Annotated in this window: 13 protein-coding genes; 6 read left to right on the top strand and 7 right to left on the bottom strand. The window is 56.8% G+C overall.

Features of this window, described 5'->3' with window-relative positions:
• Positions 1-72 precede the first annotated feature (72 nt).
• The 7 genes from ACR3FC_RS18795 to ACR3FC_RS18765 all read right to left on the bottom strand — a co-directional run bounded on the left by ACR3FC_RS18795 (position 73) and on the right by ACR3FC_RS18765 (position 7,861).
• Positions 73-2,094, bottom strand: a complete 2,022-nt coding sequence (locus ACR3FC_RS18795; protein ID WP_480477725.1) for a putative 2-aminoethylphosphonate ABC transporter permease subunit — start codon at positions 2,092-2,094, stop codon at positions 73-75.
• Positions 2,091-3,206 carry a putative 2-aminoethylphosphonate ABC transporter ATP-binding protein gene (locus ACR3FC_RS18790; RefSeq protein ID WP_480477709.1) on the bottom strand — a complete coding sequence of 372 codons (1,116 nt, stop codon included), beginning with the start codon at positions 3,204-3,206 and terminating at the stop codon, positions 2,091-2,093. Before ACR3FC_RS18790 ends, ACR3FC_RS18795 begins: the two co-directional genes overlap by 4 nt.
• 132 nt (positions 3,207-3,338) lie before the next feature.
• On the bottom strand, positions 3,339-4,358 hold the full coding sequence (locus ACR3FC_RS18785) for a putative 2-aminoethylphosphonate ABC transporter substrate-binding protein (protein ID WP_480477711.1): 1,020 nt from the start codon (positions 4,356-4,358) through the stop codon (positions 3,339-3,341).
• A gap of 759 nt (positions 4,359-5,117) precedes the next feature.
• On the bottom strand, positions 5,118-5,489 hold the full coding sequence (locus ACR3FC_RS18780; RefSeq protein ID WP_480477723.1) for a hypothetical protein: 372 nt from the start codon (positions 5,487-5,489) through the stop codon (positions 5,118-5,120).
• Between the two features lie 48 nt (positions 5,490-5,537).
• Positions 5,538-5,756, bottom strand: a complete 219-nt coding sequence (locus ACR3FC_RS18775) for a glycine zipper 2TM domain-containing protein (RefSeq protein WP_480477721.1) — start codon at positions 5,754-5,756, stop codon at positions 5,538-5,540.
• A 20-nt stretch (positions 5,757-5,776) separates the two neighbouring features.
• Positions 5,777-6,781 (bottom strand): DUF1214 domain-containing protein, encoded by a 1,005-nt coding sequence (locus ACR3FC_RS18770; protein WP_480477719.1) that lies wholly within the window; start codon positions 6,779-6,781, stop codon positions 5,777-5,779.
• Between the two features lie 15 nt (positions 6,782-6,796).
• Positions 6,797-7,861 (bottom strand): DUF1214 domain-containing protein, encoded by a 1,065-nt coding sequence (locus tag ACR3FC_RS18765; RefSeq protein WP_480477717.1) that lies wholly within the window; start codon positions 7,859-7,861, stop codon positions 6,797-6,799.
• A 150-nt stretch (positions 7,862-8,011) separates the two neighbouring features.
• Between ACR3FC_RS18765 and ACR3FC_RS18760 the strand changes: the two genes are divergently transcribed.
• From ACR3FC_RS18760 to ACR3FC_RS18735, 6 genes are all read left to right on the top strand, one after another.
• Positions 8,012-9,037, top strand: coding sequence for a helix-turn-helix domain-containing protein (locus tag ACR3FC_RS18760; RefSeq protein ID WP_480477715.1), 1,026 nt, complete (start codon positions 8,012-8,014; stop codon positions 9,035-9,037).
• Between the two features lie 264 nt (positions 9,038-9,301).
• Positions 9,302-10,477 (top strand): alpha/beta hydrolase, encoded by a 1,176-nt coding sequence (locus ACR3FC_RS18755; RefSeq protein WP_480477713.1) that lies wholly within the window; start codon positions 9,302-9,304, stop codon positions 10,475-10,477.
• 242 nt (positions 10,478-10,719) lie between these two features.
• Complete coding sequence (locus tag ACR3FC_RS18750) at positions 10,720-11,739, top strand: putative 2-aminoethylphosphonate ABC transporter substrate-binding protein (RefSeq protein WP_480477711.1); 1,020 nt, start codon at positions 10,720-10,722, stop codon at positions 11,737-11,739.
• A gap of 132 nt (positions 11,740-11,871) precedes the next feature.
• The gene (locus ACR3FC_RS18745) at positions 11,872-12,987 is read left to right on the top strand and encodes a putative 2-aminoethylphosphonate ABC transporter ATP-binding protein (protein WP_480477709.1); all 1,116 of its coding nucleotides are present in this window, start codon (positions 11,872-11,874) and stop codon (positions 12,985-12,987) included.
• A complete protein-coding gene (locus tag ACR3FC_RS18740; protein ID WP_480477707.1) occupies positions 12,984-14,060 on the top strand; it encodes an ABC transporter permease subunit in 1,077 nt (358 codons plus the stop codon). The genes ACR3FC_RS18745 and ACR3FC_RS18740 overlap by 4 nt, the downstream gene beginning before the upstream one ends.
• Positions 14,020-14,391: a hypothetical protein gene (locus ACR3FC_RS18735; protein WP_480477705.1), complete on the top strand. Its 372-nt coding sequence runs from the start codon at positions 14,020-14,022 to the stop codon at positions 14,389-14,391. Before ACR3FC_RS18740 ends, ACR3FC_RS18735 begins: the two co-directional genes overlap by 41 nt.
• Positions 14,392-14,396 lie beyond the last annotated feature (5 nt).

Genomic DNA, 14,396 nt, shown 5'->3' with positions numbered 1-14,396 from the left:
CGGAGCGGGTTCTTGGGGAGAAGGAAACCGCCGGAGATATGTGACCGGCGGGTTCTTGAGTTTTTTTGTGGATTACCTGCTGCGCCAGGCCTGTGTGCGGGCCAGGATGCCTTTTGATGCCATCAGGTGGAAGATCCGGGCGGCGGCGTTGGTGTAGAAGATCATCATGCCCATTGCGGCTGCGGGTGCGATGTCCCCGGCATCATCCATGTTCAGCACCGCGATGGACGCGAGTGTGGTTTTGGGTGAATAGAGGAACACAACCGCCGACACGGTCGTCATTGCGTTGACGAACAGATAGATCGAGATATCCAGCACCGCAGGCAGGCAGACCGGCACCGTCACGCGGGCAAACAGCTTCATTGTTGGCTGTTTGAGAGAGGCTGACACCGACTCGAACTCTTTATCCATCTGCTTGAGAGCGGTGACCGCCGTCAGGTGCGATACGGTATAGAAATGCGTCACCGTGCAAACCACCAGGATTGCCATGGTGCCGTAGATCGCATTGAACGGATTGGACGGGTTGTTGAAGAAGAAGATATAGGACAGCCCCAGAACCATGCCCGGGATGGCCATCGGCAGCATGGCGAACATCTGAAAGATCGACCGTCCGGTTTTGAAGCCGTTCGATTTTTCCACCAGATACGCCCCGAAGAAGACAACCGTCGTGCCGATCACCGCCGTCAGGAAGGCCAGTTTGATCGAGTTGAAATACGACCCCCAGCCGCCGCCATCCATCTTGTCGAACTGGTAGTTCTTGAGGCTCAGGCTCAGATCGTAGGGCCAGAACTTGATCAGCGCCGCAAACTGACACACGGCCAGAAGACCAATGATGAACAGGCCGACCAAGCTGCAGTAGATCAGGAATATGCGATCAGCCTTTGGGTTTGGTGTTGCCTGATATGGAACCGAGCGCGCAGAAAGCAGCGCCACCTGCTTGGACTGAACCATCCGGTCGATGGCAAAAGCCAGAATTGCGGGGATGACCAGAACCACCGAGACCACGGCGCCCATCTCAAAGTTCTGCTGGCCGATCACCTGTTTGTAGATATCCACGGCAAGCACGTTGAACTGGCCGCCGATCACCTTTGGCAGGCCGAAATCGGTGATCACCAGATTGAACACGACAAAGGCTGCGGAAATCAGGCCATAGCGCGCGCCGGGTATGGTAACGGTCCAGAATGTCCGCCAGGGGGTAGAGCGCAAGCTGACAGCGGCCTCGTACAACCGCGCATCCGATATCGCGAGCGCAGTCGATATGATCAGGAACGCGTGTGGAAAGGTAAAGAAGACCGATCCGATCACGATGCCTATGGGGCCGTAGATACTGGCACCGAACAACAACTCCTTGATCATCCCCTGATTGCCGAACAGGTAGACCAGCGCGATGCCCGGCAGCAGCGAGGGAACCAGAATCGGCGCCATCGCGATCAGGCGAAAGACCCCCTTGAACCGCATGCAGCTTCGGTTCAGCGCATAGGCAAACCAGAACGCCAGCGTCACCGTAACGATTGTGCTGACAACCGAAATCCAAAGGGAATTCTTGATCGAGTTGAACAGGGCTGGTGTCGAGAAGTAGTTGATGAAGTTGCCCAGACCCCGCGCTTGAACCGGCCGCATCTGCACCCGGCGGAACGTGTTGGAATCAAGCTCGACCCAATCGGTGCCTTCGTTCAAAGTCGACCCGACCAGAAAGCGCCCGGCCTCCGTCGTGTTCCGCATCTGGTACATGACCGGGCTGCGAAAGCTGAAATCCGGAAAGAACCCGGTCACCGGCAAACGCCCGTCCGAGCCGGTTGTCAGATCGGTGTCGGAATACACCCCCAATTGCCTGTTCAGTTCGTCAGCCGTCAGGATCGTTCCGTCGAACACACCCGCTTCATCACTGACCTGAAACTCATACTGGGACAGCTCGACCCGGTAGGTCGAGAAGGACTTGGAAAGCATCGTGTAAAGCGGCAGTGCCAGTGTCACGATCAGATAGAGCGCGATCACCATCATGCTTCCGCGCATCAGGATGTCATCGCGGCTGAGCCTGGGCCTGATATCCGGCCCGACAGGCAATGTGTCCTGATTGGTCGACATCGTGCTCATGCCGCAGCCTCCGGAAGGTCAAACGCCATCAGGCGGTTCTCGGGAAGCTCAATCACCATGCTGCACCCCTCTTCCAGCTCAAGACGACGCACGGCGTTGATCGAAAAATCCGCGATCAGTTCCGAAGATCCGAACCGCTCGTTGTTCAGGCGGCAGCGCCAGAACGAGCCCAGAAACTCCATTTCATCGAGCGTGACCTCGATGCAGTTCCGATTGCCGCCCGTGTCAAGATAACCAGCTTCATGAGGGATGATGTCTTCGGGACGAATGGCCGCAATGACAGGGGTTCCATCATTGAACGTGTGGCTGAGGCAGGCAAAGGTCTTTTCCCCGACGCTCAACCGCCCGCCTTTCGTAACCTGAGACTGGATCTGGTTCATTTCACCGATAAAGTCAGCCACGAACAGGTTGGCCGGTTCGCGGTAGATCTCCGTGGGCGATCCAACTTGTTCGATCACCCCGTGGTTCATCACCACGATGCGGTCGGCCATGGCCAGCGCTTCTTCCTGATCGTGCGTCACCATCACGGTGGTCACACCCAGCTTGCGCTGCAATTCCTTGATCTCATGCCGCAGGTGAACGCGCACCTTGGCGTCCAGCGCCGACAGGGGTTCGTCCAGCAGCAGCAGACCGGGATTGGTTGCAATGGCGCGGGCCAGCGCAATCCTCTGCTGCTGGCCACCGGACAATTGCGCCGGGTATTTCCTGCCCTGATCCGGCAGACCAACAAGGTTCAGCAGCTCGCTCACCCGAACCGCGATATCCGACTTGCTGCGGCCCGTGTTTTCAAGGCCAAATGCGATGTTCTTTTCGATCGTCAGGTTCGGGAACAGCGCATAGGACTGGAACACAATCCCGAAATCGCGCTCGGACGGGGGCAGGTTGGAGACGTCCTTGCCATCCTGCATAACCGTACCCTTGGTCTGCAGATCCAGCCCTGCAATCGCCCGCAACAAGGTGGTCTTGCCGCAGCCGGACGGGCCGAGGAAACAAATGAATTCACCTTCTTTGATTTCAAGAGAGATGTCCTTGAGTGCCAGAAAGCTGCCGAACGCTTTCCACAAATTCTGGATGCTGAGATACAGTTCACCGGGTGGTGTTTTCTGAAGCACGGGAGAGGTCCTCACATCTGCACCTCGGGCACGACCGATCCTGGCCGGTGCGCGCCGGGTGAGTTGGTTGTGTTGGTGGGAACAAGAGAGTGGCGGGCAGGAGAGGCACAAAAGCCCCTCCTGCCAATGGAATTACTTCGCTTCAGACTTTCCGTCATAGCGAGACTGCCATTCCTTCAGGATTGCCGCGCGATTGTTGGCGGCATATTCGAAATCATTGTTGATCATCGCATCCAGAAGACCCTCTGGGAAGTGTTCAACCGGTTTTGCAACGCCGGGATACGCCACGACCGCATAGCCGGTATTGTACATCTCGTTGGCCTCTTTGGTGACGGTGAAGTCCACCAGCTTCTGCGCGGCTTCCAGATTTGCAGTGCCGGCCACAATCGCGGTTGCTTCCATGTCCCAGCCGACGCCTTCCGAAGGCACAATGATTTCCAGCGGTGCGCCATCAGCTTTGGATTTCGCCCCACGGAACGCAAAAGAAATACCAATCGGGATCTCGCCCGCCGCCGCCAGTTTGCAAGGTTTCGAGCCGGAATGGGTGTAGCGCGCAATATTCTCGTGCAGCGCATCCATGTATTCCCAGCCACCTTCTTCGCCAAACATTTGAAGCCAGCTGGACACATCAAGGAACCCCGTGCCAGAGGAATTCGGGTTCGGCATGATAACCTGATCCTTGTACATCGGATCAGTCAGGTCCTTCCACGAGGTCGGCGGCTTCAGCCCGGCCTTTTCCGCCTCAACCGTGTTGTAGCAAATCGAGGCAACCCAGGCGTCCATGCCAACCCAGGCAGGCGGGTTGTCACCATCGACGAATTTCGCATCCAGCTTGTCTACGCCAGCCGGCGCATAAGGCTCCAGCATCCCTTCGGATTTCAACAGCAGCAGAGAGGTCGCAGCCAACCCCCAGACCACATCCGCCTGTGGGTTGTCCCGTTCAGCCAGCAGTTTCGCGGTGATGATCCCCGTCGAGTCCCGGACCCAGTTGATCTTGATATCCGGATTGCTCTGATTGAACGTCTCCGCATACCGCGCAAGATCCTCAGCCTCAACAGCAGTGTATACTGTCAATTCCGTTTCCGATGCCGCAGCCGTCGCCGTCAGTAAACCGAACGCCAAAACCGCATAAATTGATCTCTTCTGTTTCATGGTTGTCCTCTGTTGGTTGATCTTCGTTTTTGGGCGCCTTCATTTGCGAGGCGCTTTGGGTCATTTGCATCCAGTGCCCGGTGGTTCGAAAGATTTGGACCCTCAAGATGCGCTGTTCACATGCGAAGTGTCGGGGCTATACCTTTCCATATCAGGTTGCCAAAACCAGCCCGCACAGGAATTCCAGTTTAGCATTGCCGCCGCTTTGAAACCATCCTTGGACCGAAGTGAAACCTCTTTCCCAAGGATCGCGGTGAACAAACAAAACGGTCTAAATTCGTGTTAATTTGTGCTCCATTTAGGTCTTTGTCGTGAAAAATGTATCAAATTGATTAGCTGGTCAAGAAAAACCAACAAAAAGCCACACAATTGCGAGCTGCTTCTACTTTGGGACAAAGGTAATGCCCTGAATGAGTTTCACCCAATCGAAATCCCACTGAATCACGCCATGTTTCCCAGAGGCTTCGACCCCAGAGTTGGGCAAGGCCAGGGTGAGAAAACAACAAGCAAGCTTTCTTCTGAAACACAGGATAGTGCGGTTTGAGCTGGACAGCCAAGAGCGTCACAGCTGCGTTGCGAATCTCTTCACGGCTGGAGACAATCGTGCTTTGTCACAAATGCCCTTCACCTTGATGTGCATCTTACCCATTGCACAGCGGGCTTGGCATGGTCCTTTGCGCCCGTGCGCCGTTTCATTTTGCAAAAGACCTATCAAGAAGCCGGCCGCCGCAATCGGCGGCCGATTGTTAATGCAGCGGATTATTCGAACTCTTCAAAGGTTTCCCTCACAGCATCGTCCACTGCCCCGGCCAGCAACCTGCCACCGTCGTTGTCGCAGGCGTCTTCAAGCTCTTCGACGAACTCGATCTTGAGGTCGCCCAGATATTCTTCCGGGACGGTAGCCACGACATCGATCTGACGGTTGTAGAGCGACACCATCGCCATGAGACGCACGATCTGGCTTACCTGATCGGGGTCATCCTCGTGCTCTGCAAGAACACTGGCGCAGCTAAGATGCATGAACGGTGCAGCTGCGGCGATGATTTCGTCCATCTCCGCATCGGCAGTGGCAGTGCTCGCCAGCGCTGTAATGCACATCCCGAAAATTGCCGTTAGGGGAACTCGTTTCATGTGATCTACCTCATTTCTTCAATAGCGTGCGGCACGTGCAGCGTGGCCTTAACGCTTTTTACGATAGCCTGCGATGGCACCGACGACGGCTCCGGCTTTTGCGCCGTCACTGCCGGATACGAGGTACCCCACCCCAGCCCCCACGACGGCACCGCCAACCGTGTTCTTCGTTCGTTGCGACTGGGCCTCGGCTGGCAGCGGCAAGGCCAGGATTGCGGCCATCAGCAGGGCGAGTGCGGTGGCCTGTGACTTTGTCGAAAACTGCATATCTCGGTCTCCTTATCGGTTCAGTTGATCCGTTCAGCCGATGGAAAGGTCCAGCTTCCATCCAGAATTTCGGCGCGCGGCTGGTACAGGCGGACGGTGTAATTCCAGTTTGGCGGGGTCGGGATACAGTTAATCCGGCCATCGTCACATGCACCGAAGTGGATAGTGTATGACCCGTCCTCGTTGGGCTTGGCAGAAACGTTGTTGTAACTGTTGCGGCCAAGCTCGTTCGGCTCAAGATAGCCGTTGGCATTGTAAACGGTGATCGACCAAAACGCGTCGACCGGGACGTCGTTGACCGTGATTGCATGGGGCGTCTCGCCATCATTTGCATCGACACTGGCGATCACGGCCGAGGCTGTGGTCGCCGGTTGCCCTGCCCAACCAGCGATGGCGCCGACCAGGTGATCGATCGGGTCGACCTCGTCCTTGCGGCCAAAGGCATTGGCCGCATCAAAGCCGACCGCGCTTGCCAGATCGTTCACCGCCTTGCGCGCCTCGGCCAGGCTTTCCATATCCCAGTCCGGCGCTTCGAACGGGCCGTTGCCACCGCCGCTGAGCTCGATCCCGTCCTGCGCCGCATGCGCTCTGGCCAGATCTTCGGCATCCGTGGCATCGGCGAATGTACGGAACAGGACAAAGGCAAAGCGCGTGCCGACATTGTCCTCGGTCAGGTCATAGGTGCCCGGCGTCGCCTCGACAAAGGCGTAGTGATCCTGGCTGATAGCCAGCATCGACTGAAAACGGCCATCGCCGTCGGGCAAAGTGATCTGGACCGGCTGGGACAGGTCGAGGATCACGGCGGAATAAAGCGTGTCCTGATTTGCGCGGATGATCGGCTGCGGAGCATCCGCCGAAACCAGCGTACGCTCGTGAACGATTTCGCCCACGCCCACCCCATTGGCGGCAAGATTTGCCCGGATCATCGTGTCAGATTCCGCCCGCACAAGGTTGTGGATGCGCACCTCCTCTGACGCGGCAATCGAGGGCACACACAGCGCAAGGGCAAAAAGAAGACGTCGCATGAGAAATCCTTTCCGTTAATTCAAAAGGCGAACTGGGGGGAAGCTCCACGTCCCATCGAGAACCTCGGGCCCGGGCTGATACATCCGCACGGTATAGTTCCAGCCCTCCATGATCGGCAGGCAGTTGACCCGCCCATCCATACACCCGCTCAGGTGAATGGTCATTGATCCATCACCATTGCGCGCACCTGTCACTGAATTGACGTTATAGGCACCTTGCGCGTTGGGCTGGAAAAAGCCCCTGGCGTTATAAAGGCTGACAGACCAGAACGCCCCGACCGGCACCTCGGCGGGAACATCGATGCGATACTCGGCCACTGGCAGATTTGGTTCTACACTGACGTAATAGGCCTCATGCTCGGGCAACCCACCCCAACCGCCGGCGGTGCCGATCAGATGCCGGACCGCCTGAACCTGATCACGCGCGCCGAACATATGGGAACTGTCCGGCACATAGGGGCCGAGGGCCAGAATGCTCTGTAACAGCCCCTCAAAACTGGCTTCGTCATAATTGGGAAGGATGAACGGACGGGCCGACCCGGCCTCGACCAGCATCTGGTCCTGCAACGCGTTGACGGTGGCCACATCCGAAGGATCGGCGGCATCGACCAACACGCGCATGAAGACGACAACATAGGGCGTGCCAAAAGTCTCGACATCCAGCGCATAGGTGCCACCACCGTGAAACACCTCTTCGATGTAATGATCCTGATTGAGAACCATTGCGGTCATATAGCGGCCATCTGCATTTGGCAGCGTCAGGGTTGCGCCTTCGCTGATGTCGATAACAGCGGTGCTGTACAGCGTGTCGCGGTTCATCCGGATAGTTGGTTGATCATCTACCGGGGTCGGTTCGCGAAAGTGAAAGAACCTGTTCACTCCTCCGGCCAGTGACACATATTTGCCCAGCTCAAGATCAGTCGCGGCGCGGATGAAATTGTCGATGGTAACCGGGATCTCGCGGCTGTCACTTAAACTGTCGACGGTTGTGTCCATATCCTGCGCATACGCCGCCTGAGCCCAGATCGTGGCCAGCAACGTCAGCGATTGACTGAGAGAGAGGGGGAAAGACTTACTCACGAACATGTCCCTTAAGAAATCACAGGTTTCGTCGGTGATGACGGGTTGAGGGAACGGCGGTGTAACCCGTTGTCGCAGGGCGATTGTGCAGCGCCTTGACGGGTTGTGTCACCGGACAATTCCCGACAAACTAACCCAATGCGTCGAAACATGGTTACAATTCGCGAGTTGGCCCATGTCGTGGAACTGCTTGAAGATTTCGCCGGAGCGAGCACCGTTGCGGACGCCCTTCAAGCGGTCGGCCTGGACCGTTCTGTTCTATCGCTGAAAGCGGGTTTTGCACCCTACGCATCAGAGGGCATTCTGGTTGAAACGGTGGCCCGTGCGATGGGCGACAGGCTTCTTGGTGCCCGGATTGGCCGCAAATTCGATTACGCGCGTTACGGAGCGTATTCAAATTTTGTGCTGAGCGCGCCTGACCTGGCTACCGCGCTGGCGCGCGGGGCACGGGCGTTCTTGCTGATACACCCAGGTTCAGAGATCGTATTTCGTCAGACCGAGACCCATGTCGTGGTCGGGCGCAGTGCAGTCGGGCTGACGGTCATGGGTCACAAACATCTGGACGAAGGCTCGGTGTTTGTCCTCGCTACCGTTATCCGCCACTTTCTGGGCGAAGGCTGGCACCCGGACTGGATTGAACTGCCACATGAGGCGCGAGTCGATGTCCCGCAAATAGAAGAGATGATTGGCGCCCCCGTGCGTCTTCGGGACAGCCCGCCCGGTATTGCCATCCGACTGGGCGATTTGCAAACGCGCAACCCTTCGCCCCGCAGTCTAGACGCGAACATTGATCTTGATGATCTGGCGGCGTTGATGGGCGTTAATCCTGTGCAGACCATTGGGGATGCAGTGGAACAGATATTGCAGATCACTGTCGCAAACGCGGATATGTCAGAGGATACCGTGGCAAGCCATCTTGCAATAGGGCCGCGAACCCTGCAGCGCGCGCTGCGTCAGGAAGGCACGTCCTTCAACGCCGTCCAAACCCGCTTTGCAAAAAGCAAGGCACAGCATTTGCTGACCCAGACCGACAGGTCTATTGACCAGATCGCCAGTACGCTTGGCTATAAAGATCCCCGCAGCTTCCGACGCGCCTTCAACCGCTGGACAGGCGTTTCGCCCTCTCTCTACCGAACCCAGCAACGCGCAGGATCTGACCCGGTTTTGGCAGACTAGACCCATCGAGGTCGTGCCCGGTGCGGGCGCCGGGCATCGAAACCGCACCCAATTTGCGGCTGATACTTATGGTCGCGCGTGGCAATAAACGATTGCCAATGTCGGACTATTTGCAAAAGAAATGTGTGAAATCTTGTGCCGCAAATTCACAAAGCGGCCGGAATATGACGGAGCGTTAAGGGTCTGATGCGTAGGTTTTGGTGGCTATTGATCTGTGTCGCCCTGACTGGGTGTGCAGCGAAAACCTACAATGAAATTGACATTATGCCTTCGCCAACGGTCTTTGCTGATGGCACGCTTGATCCATTCGAGGATGTGACCGAGGGCAATTTCGAGTCGCGGGCGCGACTGTTTTACGCAACAGACCGCCAGCCCGCAGGACCGGACGACCCACAGAAAAGCTACAATAACGCACGGGGGCAAGTGCTGCGGGCGGGTGTCGCGCAGGTTGCGTCGGACCCGCCGCTTGAAAGCTGGGAAAATGCACGGCGCATAACACTCGCCGCGGCGCGGGATCAGGACTATAGGCTGCGTGTGGTGGGCGTGGCCGAGACCGGTATCTTGCCGTTCAGCGCAATCAAATACATGGATACCCCACCCAGCCGTGTCGAAGTTGAAGCCGCCGGTCGCCGTTTTGCGTCACAAATCAATGCGCAATTGGCGCAATCGGCCAACAAGGACATTTTCATCTACATCCACGGCTATAATGTGGACTTCGACTATTCCACCCTAGTCTCAAGCCAGTTTCAGCATTTTCTGGGCTATCAGGGCGCTTTCATCAGTTACAACTGGACAGCAACCCCAAATACGCTGGCCTATTTCCGTGATCAGGAATCGGCGCTGGCCTCGCGACGTTATCTGCGCGAGTTGATTGCCTTTCTCTCGACCCATACCAATGCCCGTCGCATCCACCTGATCGGCTACAGCGCCGGGACAAGGCTGGCCTTTGACGCCGCCTATCAAATCGCGTTGGGGGCCGATGGAAACGCGCGGTTGGGCAAACTCATCCTGATCGGCAGCGATCTAGACCGTGCTTATTTCATTCATGCTATCGAGGACGGTCTACTCGATGCGGTTACGGACCTGACGATCTATCAGTCGCAAACGGATTCCGCCCTGGCGATGTCTAGGCTCGTTTTTGGCCGCAAGCGCGTCGGAGAGACCTCGCCCCCCGGCGAAGCAGTGCCTGCGGTGCAAGCGGAACTGGCCCGGACGCCAAGGCTGCATGTCATCGACGTGACGGATGCCGAAGAGGCGGGCATTGGCAACGGACATTGGTATTTCCGGTCTTCACCATGGGCCAGCAGCGATCTTTTCCTATCATTGCTGACCAACAAAGACCCCGCCGCGCGCGGTCTGGTGCGCGCACCCGGAGAGATCATCTGGCGTTTTCCAGATGATTATCCGCAAAGGATCAGGGAACTGGGGCGTTTTTACTGAAGGAAAGGAACCGTTAGGTTTTCCCCGTCTGTTCGCTATTCTGGCCAGCTTCCCACACGAAGCTTCGTCTGATCATTTCGAATCTCATAAGTAAGTTTATCCATAGGTCAGGCTTATGACTTTGAAGGTATAATCGATTTTTCTTGGCATATTAATCTGTCAAGATGCGAATGCTCAAATGTGAATTTAACGCCGCGCAAGAATGGCGAACCTGTCAAACAATTCACCAACAGAGGACAACCATGAAACAGAAGAGATCAATTTATGCGGTTTTGGCGTTCGGTTTACTGACGGCGACGGCTGCGGCATCGGAAACGGAATTGACAGTATACACTGCTGTTGAGGCTGAGGATCTTGCGCGGTATGCGGAGACGTTCAATCAGAGCAATCCGGATATCAAGATCAACTGGGTCCGGGACTCGACGGGGATCATCACCGCGAAACTGCTGGCTGAACGGGACAACCCACAGGCGGATGTGGTCTGGGGGTTGGCTGCGACCTCTCTGCTGCTGTTGAAATCCGAAGGGATGCTGGAGCCTTATGCGCCGGCTGGCGTAGACAAGCTGGATGCGAAATTCGTCGATGGTGACAACCCGCCTGCCTGGGTTGGCATGGACGCCTGGGTTGCCTCGATTTGCTACAACACGGTTGAGGCGGAAAAGGCCGGGCTGAAGCCGCCGACCTCGTGGAAGGACCTGACTGATCCGATGTACAAGGATCAGGTTATCATGCCGAACCCGAATTCCTCTGGCACGGGGTTCCTTGATGTGTCCAGCTGGCTTCAAATGTTTGGCGAAGAAGGTGGCTGGGAATACATGGATGCGCTGCACGAGAATATTGCGCGCTACACCCATTCCGGCTCGAAACCTTGCAAACTGGCGGCGGCGGGCGAGATCCCGATTGGTATTTCTTTTGCGTTCCGTGGGGCGAAATCCAAAGCTGATGGCGCACCGCTGGAAATCATTGTGCCTTCGGAAGGCGTCGGCTGGGACATGGAAGCAACCGCGATTGTGGCCGGCACTGCAAATCTGGAAGCCGCGCAGAAGCTGGTGGACTTCACCGTCACCAAAGAGGCCAACGAGATGTACAATACCGGCTATGCGGTCGTGGCGTATCCCGGCGTTGCAAAACCGGTTGAACACTTCCCAGAGGGTCTTCTGGATGCGATGATCAACAATGATTTCGAATATGCCGCCAACAATCGCGCGGCAATCCTGAAGGAATGGCAGTCTCGCTATGACGGAAAGTCTGAAGCGAAGTAATTCCATTGGCAGGAGGGGCTTTTGTGCCTCTCCTGCCCGCCACTCTCTTGTTCCCACCAACACAACCAACTCACCCGGCGCGCACCGGCCAGGATCGGTCGTGCCCGAGGTGCAGATGTGAGGACCTCTCCCGTGCTTCAGAAAACACCACCCGGTGAACTGTATCTCAGCATCCAGAATTTGTGGAAAGCGTTCGGCAGCTTTCTGGCACTCAAGGACATCTCTCTTGAAATCAAAGAAGGTGAATTCATTTGTTTCCTCGGCCCGTCCGGCTGCGGCAAGACCACCTTGTTGCGGGCGATTGCAGGGCTGGATCTGCAGACCAAGGGTACGGTTATGCAGGATGGCAAGGACGTCTCCAACCTGCCCCCGTCCGAGCGCGATTTCGGGATTGTGTTCCAGTCCTATGCGCTGTTCCCGAACCTGACGATCGAAAAGAACATCGCATTTGGCCTTGAAAACACGGGCCGCAGCAAGTCGGATATCGCGGTTCGGGTGAGCGAGCTGCTGAACCTTGTTGGTCTGCCGGATCAGGGCAGGAAATACCCGGCGCAATTGTCCGGTGGCCAGCAGCAGAGGATTGCGCTGGCCCGCGCCATTGCAACCAATCCCGGTCTGCTGCTGCTGGACGAACCCCTGTCGGCGCTGGACGCCAAGGTGCGCGTTCACCTGCGGCATGAGATCAAGGAATTGCAGCGCAAGCTGGGTGTGACCACCGTGATGGTGACGCACGATCAGGAAGAAGCGCTGGCCATGGCCGACCGCATCGTGGTGATGAACCACGGGGTGATCGAACAAGTTGGATCGCCCACGGAGATCTACCGCGAACCGGCCAACCTGTTCGTGGCTGACTTTATCGGTGAAATGAACCAGATCCAGTCTCAGGTTACGAAAGGCGGGCGGTTGAGCGTCGGGGAAAAGACCTTTGCCTGCCTCAGCCACACGTTCAATGATGGAACCCCTGTCATTGCGGCCATTCGTCCCGAAGACATCATCCCTCATGAAGCTGGTTATCTTGACACGGGCGGCAATCGGAACTGCATCGAGGTCACGCTCGATGAAATGGAGTTTCTGGGCTCGTTCTGGCGCTGCCGCCTGAACAACGAGCGGTTCGGATCTTCGGAACTGATCGCGGATTTTTCGATCAACGCCGTGCGTCGTCTTGAGCTGGAAGAGGGGTGCAGCATGGTGATTGAGCTTCCCGAGAACCGCCTGATGGCGTTTGACCTTCCGGAGGCTGCGGCATGAGCACGATGTCGACCAATCAGGACACATTGCCTGTCGGGCCGGATATCAGGCCCAGGCTCAGCCGCGATGACATCCTGATGCGCGGAAGCATGATGGTGATCGCGCTCTATCTGATCGTGACACTGGCACTGCCGCTTTACACGATGCTTTCCAAGTCCTTCTCGACCTACCGGGTCGAGCTGTCCCAGTATGAGTTTCAGGTCAGTGATGAAGCGGGTGTGTTCGACGGAACGATCCTGACGGCTGACGAACTGAACAGGCAATTGGGGGTGTATTCCGACACCGATCTGACAACCGGCTCGGACGGGCGTTTGCCGGTGACCGGGTTCTTTCCGGATTTCAGCTTTCGCAGCCCGGTCATGTACCAGATGCGGAACACGACGGAGGCCGGGCGCTTTCTGGTCGGGTCGACTTTGAACGAAGGCACCGATTGGGTCGAGCTTGATTCCAACACGTTCCGCCGGGTGCAGATGCGGCCGGTTCAAGCGCGGGGTCTGGGCAACTTCATCAACTACTTCTCGACACCAGCCCTGTTCAACTCGATCAAGAATTCCCTTTGGATTTCGGTTGTCAGCACAATCGTTACGGTGACGCTGGCGTTCTGGTTTGCCTATGCGCTGAACCGAAGCTGCATGCGGTTCAAGGGGGTCTTTCGCCTGATCGCGATGGCGCCGATTCTGGTTCCCTCGCTGCTGCCGGGCATCGCGCTGGTCTACCTGTTCGGCAATCAGGGGATGATCAAGGAGTTGTTGTTCGGTGCCAGTATCTACGGCCCCATAGGCATCGTGATCGGATCGGTCTTCTTTACCTTTCCACACGCGTTCCTGATCATATCGACTGCGCTCGCGATATCGGATGCGCGGTTGTACGAGGCCGCTGTCAGCTTGCGCTCTACCCCCTGGCGGACATTCTGGACCGTTACCATACCCGGCGCGCTATGGCCTGATTTCCGCAGCCTTTGTCGTGTTCAATCTGGTGATCACCGATTTCGGCCTGCCAAAGGTGATCGGCGGCCAGTTCAACGTGCTTGCCGTGGATATCTACAAACAGGTGATCGGCCAGCAGAACTTTGAGATGGGCGCCGTGGTCTCGGTGGTTCTGGTCATCCCCGCAATTCTGGCTTTTGCCATCGACCGGATGGTTCAGTCCAAGCAGGTGGCGCTGCTTTCTGCGCGCTCGGTTCCATATCAGGCAACACCAAACCCAAAGGCTGATCGCATATTCCTGATCTACTGCAGCTTGGTCGGCCTGTTCATCATTGGTCTTCTGGCCGTGTGTCAGTTTGCGGCGCTGATCAAGTTCTGGCCCTACGATCTGAGCCTGAGCCTCAAGAACTACCAGTTCGACAAGATGGATGGCGGCGGCTGGGGTCGTATTTCAACTCGATCAAACTGGCCTTCCTGACGGCG

This window comes from Ruegeria sp. AF3 (assembly GCF_056536285.1).
Note: the sequence above shows the minus strand (reverse complement) of the source record. Positions and strands in the feature narration are given on the sequence as shown.